This window comes from Acetoanaerobium pronyense, assembly GCF_017874355.1.
Classification (GTDB): domain Bacteria; phylum Bacillota; class Clostridia; order Peptostreptococcales; family Filifactoraceae; genus Acetoanaerobium; species Acetoanaerobium pronyense.
Genome location: NZ_JAGGLI010000059.1, coordinates 1 through 5,820 on the forward strand (window position 1 = coordinate 1; position 5,820 = coordinate 5,820).

Sequence of the window (5,820 nt, forward strand, 5' to 3'; positions counted from 1 at the left end):
TTAAAACATTTACATTTCTGAATGTCTTTAATAATCTAGGATTTTTAATTTTTAGGGTTCATCGTTCAAAAAACGCCTTTTCCCGACAGCCCCTTCCTGATTATAACTATTTTTAAAATGTTGTTTTAGGGTATAAAAGATACGTCGATAGTCATTTAAAAAATAGATTTAATTGGAGTTTACTTAAATAAATCTTTAGTATAAAATGAAATAGGAACTTATGTTCGGAAAAAGAGGTGAATAAAATGAAATTTAAAATAGCTGCTGATTTTGTACCAACTGGGGACCAGCCTCAGGCTATAGATACTATGGTAAGGTCAATCGAATCTGGAGGAAAATTCCAGACACTCCTTGGAGTTACAGGTTCTGGAAAGACTTTTACAATGGCAAATATAATAGAAAAAACCCAAAAACCGACACTGGTAATAGCTCATAATAAGACACTTGCTGCTCAGCTTTATGGTGAGTTTAAAGAGTTTTTTCCGGAAAATTCCGTAGAATATTTTGTAAGCTATTATGATTATTATCAGCCCGAAGCATACGTAGCTCATTCAGACACGTATATAGAAAAAGATGCCACAATTAACGAAGAGATAGATAAATTACGTCATAGTGCCACAGCTGCTGTTATTGAGAGAAGAGATGTAATAATAATAGCATCTGTATCTTGTATATATGGACTTGGAGATCCAAAAGATTACCTTGAAATGATGGTTTCTCTAAGACCGAACATGATTAAAGACAGGGATGAGGTAATAAGAGAGCTTGTTGAGATACAGTATGAAAGAAACGATATTAATTTTACAAGAGGAACCTTTAGAGTAAGGGGGGATATCCTTGAGATTCTTCCATCAAATACAGATGAAAAGGGTCTTAGAATAGAATTTTTTGGAGATGAGATAGAGAGAATCTCAGAGATAGATTATCTAACTGGAGAAATACTTGGGCTAAGAGACCACGTATCTATATTTCCAGCATCCCATTATGTTACAAATAAGGAAAAACTGGATAAAGCTATAGAGAGAATTGAAGTAGAGCTAAAGGAAACAATAGAGTATTTTAAGGAAAGGGATATGCTTCTTGAGGCACAGAGAATAGAGCAAAGAACCATGTACGATATTGAGATGCTCAAAGAAGTTGGAACCTGCAAAGGAATAGAAAACTACTCTAGACATCTTACAGGAAGAACACAAGGTGAAAGACCATTTACACTTATGGACTTCTTTCCCGATGACTACCTTATAATAATTGACGAATCCCATGTAATGCTTCCACAGCTTCATGCTATGTATGCAGGTGATAGGTCCAGAAAAACATCCCTTGTTGAAAATGGTTTTAGGCTCCCTTCTGCTATGGATAATAGACCCTTACAGTTTGAAGAATTTGAAAAAGTAGCTGAGCAGATTTTATTTGTTTCTGCGACTCCAGGGAAGTACGAAATGGAGAAATCTACAGCTTTTGGAGAACAGGTTATTAGGCCGACAGGTCTTATTGACCCTGAAGTTGAAGTAAGGCCTATAAAAGGACAGATAGATGACCTTCTCCATGAGATAAGCATCAGAACTGAAAAAAAAGAAAGGGTTTTAATCACTACCCTTACAAAAAAAATGGCAGAAGATCTTACAGACTATCTAAAGGAAGCGAATATAAAAGTAAGATATCTTCATTCTGATATAGACACACTTGAACGAATAGAAATCATAAGAGATTTAAGAATAGGAGAATTTGATGTTCTTGTAGGAATAAACCTACTTAGAGAAGGACTAGATCTTCCAGAGGTTTCTCTTGTAGCTATACTAGATGCAGACAAAGAAGGTTTCCTAAGATCTGAAACATCGTTAATTCAGACCATAGGACGAGCCGCTAGAAACTCTAGTGGTAAAGTTATAATGTACGCTGATAGAATCACAGGGTCTATGGAAAGAGCAATCAGTGAGACAAATAGAAGAAGAGAGATACAAATAAATTACAATAAGGAGCATAATATCACTCCTACAACTGTCTTTAAAGAAATAAGAGGTATAATAGCTGCAACAAAGGCAGCGGAAAATGAAGGCTCTTATGGTGTTAGAGAGACTATAGACAGGGAAAAATTAATAGAAGAGATAGTAAGATTAAATACAGATATGATGGAAGCAGCTGAAGCTCTGGAATTTGAAAAAGCTGCAAGCCTTAGAGATAGAATCAGAGAACTGGAAAACAAGCTTTAGGAGGAAAAAATGGAACGTAGTGAGATAGTAATAAGGGGAGCTAAGGAGCATAATCTAAAAGATGTAAACTTAACCCTTCCCAGAAATAAATTTATAGTATTCACAGGTCTTTCGGGATCTGGAAAATCATCTTTAGCTTTTGACACAATATATGCAGAGGGGCAAAGAAGATATGTAGAAAGTCTATCTTCTTATGCGAGGCAGTTCCTTGGACAGATGGAAAAGCCAAATGTAGAATATATAGAAGGACTTTCCCCTGCAATTTCCATAGACCAAAAGACAACGTCGAAAAATCCAAGGTCTACTGTAGGGACTGTAACTGAGATATACGATTATTTAAGGCTCCTTTATGCAAGGGTAGGTATTCCCCACTGTCCTGTTTGTCATGAACCGATAAGTCAGATGACAGTTCAGGAAATAGTTGATAAGGTTATGGAGCTTGAAGACAAAACAAAGCTTCAGGTTATATCTCCTGTTGTAAGAGGGAAAAAAGGCAGACATGAAAAAATGCTAGAAGCCATAAAAAAAGATGGGTTTGTAAGGATAAGGGTCAACGGTGAAAACATGGAAATAACTGATGATATTGAGCTTGAGAAAAATAAAAAGCACAATATCGATGTAATTGTAGATAGGATAGCTATAAAAGAAGGTGTTGAAGGAAGGCTTTCTGATTCTATAGAGACAGCTTTGAAACTTTCAGATGGTCTTGTGTTAATAGATGTAATTGATAAAGAAGAAATGATTTTTTCAACTAAATTTGCCTGCCCTGAGCATAATATTGGAATAGAAGAGCTGACACCGAGGATGTTTTCATTTAATAATCCATTTGGAGCCTGCCCATCTTGTAATGGACTTGGCAGTAAAAAAGTAATAGACCCGTATCTTGTAATCCCGAACGAAGATTTATCAATAAAGCAGGGGGCAGTAGATCCATGGTTTTCTTCAGCAGGTTCTCCAAATGAAGATACCTATTACTTTAAGATGATAGATAGTTTAGCAAAGATTTACAAAGCATCTTTGGACAAACCCTTCAAAGATCTTCCAAAAGATTTTAAGGAAACACTTCTTTATGGAGGAAATGGAGAGCTTATTGAATTTGTATATGAAAGTAAGTACGGAGGAAACAGAACCTATAAAGCACCATTTGAAGGAGTCATACCAAATCTTGAAAGGAGATATAGGGAGACAAACTCTGATTATATAAGGGAAAAGATAGATCAGTATATGGTGGAGAGCCCTTGTAAGGAATGTAAGGGAGCAAGGCTAAAAAGTGAGAGTCTCTCAGTTACAGTTGGGAATAAAAATATATCAGAGGTTACAGAAAAATCTGTAATAGAACTTATAAATTTTATAAATGGACTCAGATTTACCGAAAAAGAAGAAATAATTTCCCATGAGATTGTAAAAGAGATAAACTCAAGAGCAAGTTTTTTAAAGGATGTTGGCCTTGAATACCTTACTCTTTCAAGAAAAGCTGGAACGTTATCAGGAGGAGAGTCCCAAAGAATAAGACTAGCCACTCAAATAGGCTCAGCTCTTGTAGGTGTACTTTATGTCCTTGATGAGCCTTCAATCGGACTTCATCAAAGGGATAACGATAGGCTTCTTGCCACATTAAGACACCTTACAGATATAGGAAATACACTGATTGTTGTAGAGCATGATGAAGACACTATGAATATGGCTGACCATATTGTAGATATAGGACCAGGTGCAGGTATTCATGGAGGAGAAATAATAGCTCAGGGAAATATAGAGGACATAAAAAACTGTGAAAACTCTATTACAGGCCAGTATTTAAGCGGGAAAAAAATAATAAGTCTTCCAAAAGAAAGAAGAAAAATTTCAAAAAAGACTATAGAAATAAAAAATGCAAAGGAAAACAACTTAAAGGGAATAAATGTAAAAATACCTCTAGGAGTTTTTACATCAATTACTGGAGTTTCGGGATCAGGCAAGAGCTCACTTATAAATGAAATTCTTTATAAAGGAGCAGCATCAAAGATACAAAGATTAAAAGAACGACCAGGACTTCATGACGAAATTACTGGGCTTGAGCAAATAGACAAGGTTGTAGATATAGATCAATCTCCAATAGGCAGGACACCAAGGTCAAATCCAGCGACATATACTGGAGTATTTGATATGATTAGAGATGTCTTTGCATCTACACCAGAAGCCAAGGCAAGGGGTTACAGCAAGGGAAGGTTTAGCTTCAACGTAAAAGGAGGAAGATGCGAAGCCTGCAAGGGTGATGGTATAATAAAAATAGAAATGCATTTCCTTCCAGATGTATATGTTCCCTGCGAAGTTTGCAAAGGAGAACGATACAATAGAGAGACATTACAGGTCAAATACAAAGGTAAAACAATCTCTGATGTCCTTGCTATGAACGTTGAAAAAGCTCTTGAATTTTTTGAAAACATCCCTAAAATAAATAGAAAGCTCTCAACTCTAAGTGAAGTTGGCCTTTCATATATTACTCTAGGACAGCCCTCTACTCAGCTTTCAGGGGGAGAAGCACAAAGAGTAAAGCTTGCAACTGAGCTTAGCAAAAGGGCCACTGGAAAGACTCTTTATATACTGGATGAACCTACAACAGGACTTCATATTGCAGATGTTGCAAAGTTAATTGAGGTGCTCCAAAAACTAGTTGATGGCGGAAATACTGTTGTAGTTATAGAACATAACCTTGATGTAATTAAAACTGCAGACTATGTTATTGATTTAGGTCCAAACGGAGGAGATGGAGGTGGAGAAATAGTAGCTCAGGGTACTCCTGAGGATATTGCCAAATCAGAAAATTCTTATACAGGAGCCTTCCTCAAAAAATATCTGTAACAATAATGTTATCCACTATAGTCACTTAATCTGATAAACTTATAGTATAGATGTAAGGATTATAAGCCTTAAGGAGAGTGATAGTATGAAAAGAATAACTATGCTTATAAGCATTTTTCTATTAGCAGTAATGGTATTTACAGGTTGTCAGACTAATCAGCCCCAGAATCCTTCAGATGTACCTATCCCTGATGAACAGGTGGATGATGTAAACGATGAAGAAGATGAAGAAGAGAACATTAGAGATGGGAAAAAAGAAATCTACGGTATTTTTTACGGATATGATGAAGATAAAGCCGACATCTTAATATTAGATCCATCAATCCATGGTAACAATCCAATATTAATGGATGAGGCTAGAGTATTTTTTTCAGATAAGGAAATGAATTCCTTAGTTAAGCTGTGGGTTGAAGTCAAAGAACAGAGGATTGATGTATATGATGCAGAAATGGCAGATGAAGCCACTACTGTAGCCAAATATATAGGTTTTGCAGACAGTAATTTTGCAGAATTTCAAATACTTGACAATCCATTTGTAGTTCAGGTACCTTCAGACCTTGCATCAAGCCTTGAAAATATAAATACTAATGAGCTTCTTGAAATAACAATAATTCCAAATGCAATAGAAGGCGGAAATACGGTTCTTAAAAATGTAAAAAGAGGAAGTTAATAAATAAAAGGGGCTGTCGGGAAAAGGCGTTTTTTGAACGATGAACCCTAAAAATTAAAAATCCTAGATTATTAAAGACATTCAGAAATGTAAATGTTT

General features: G+C 35.7%; 3 protein-coding genes. All 3 read left to right on the forward strand.

Translation table 11 applies throughout. From position 1 onward, the window contains the following. Positions 1 to 245: 245 nt before the first annotated feature. The 3 genes from uvrB (at position 246) to J2Z35_RS14270 (ending at position 5,721) form a co-directional block, all read left to right on the forward strand. Positions 246 to 2,210, forward strand: a complete 1,965-nt coding sequence (gene uvrB, locus J2Z35_RS14260; RefSeq protein WP_209662075.1) for an excinuclease ABC subunit UvrB — start codon at positions 246 to 248, stop codon at positions 2,208 to 2,210. A 9-nt stretch (positions 2,211 to 2,219) separates the two neighbouring features. Then, positions 2,220 to 5,051, forward strand: coding sequence for an excinuclease ABC subunit UvrA (uvrA, locus tag J2Z35_RS14265; protein ID WP_209662076.1), 2,832 nt, complete (start codon positions 2,220 to 2,222; stop codon positions 5,049 to 5,051). Between the two features lie 85 nt (positions 5,052 to 5,136). Next, positions 5,137 to 5,721 carry a hypothetical protein gene (locus tag J2Z35_RS14270; RefSeq protein ID WP_209662077.1) on the forward strand — a complete coding sequence of 195 codons (585 nt, stop codon included), beginning with the start codon at positions 5,137 to 5,139 and terminating at the stop codon, positions 5,719 to 5,721. The last annotated feature ends 99 nt before the right edge of the window (positions 5,722 to 5,820 follow it).